This is a genomic window from Flavobacterium sp. CYK-55 (assembly GCF_018413465.1).
Lineage (GTDB): Bacteria > Bacteroidota > Bacteroidia > Flavobacteriales > Flavobacteriaceae > Flavobacterium.
Genome location: NZ_JAHCDK010000041.1, coordinates 1 through 377, shown reverse-complemented (window position 1 = coordinate 377; position 377 = coordinate 1). Strand labels below are relative to the sequence as shown.

Annotated in this window: 2 tRNA genes; both read left to right on the top strand. The window is 39.0% G+C overall.

Annotation, left to right across the window (positions count from 1 at the left end):
• The first annotated feature begins 40 nt into the window (after nucleotides 1-40).
• A tRNA-Ile gene (locus KIH23_RS13640) sits at nucleotides 41-114 on the top strand.
• A 138-nt stretch (nucleotides 115-252) separates the two neighbouring features.
• A tRNA-Ala gene (locus tag KIH23_RS13635) sits at nucleotides 253-326 on the top strand.
• Nucleotides 327-377 lie beyond the last annotated feature (51 nt).

Genomic DNA, 377 nt, shown 5'->3' with positions numbered 1-377 from the left:
CTGTTAATTCAAAATATAATAAGGAATCAAATACAAACAGAGTCTCGTAGCTCAGCTGGTTAGAGTACTACACTGATAATGTAGGGGTCGGCAGTTCGAGTCTGCCCGGGACTACTTTTTTTGATTAGGAATTTGGGAATTACGAATTACGAATTAAAAATGGAATTGATTTACTTAGGGAAATTTTAGAAGTTGAGAGATTAGGAATTATAAGATTCGTAATTCATAATTCGTAATTTTTAATTAAAAATTGGGGGATTAGCTCAGCTGGCTAGAGCGCCTGCCTTGCACGCAGGAGGTCAACGGTTCGACTCCGTTATTCTCCACAGGGCCGAAGCGTTAGGAAAATGTCTAGTAGACATTTTTAGCGAAGGAGC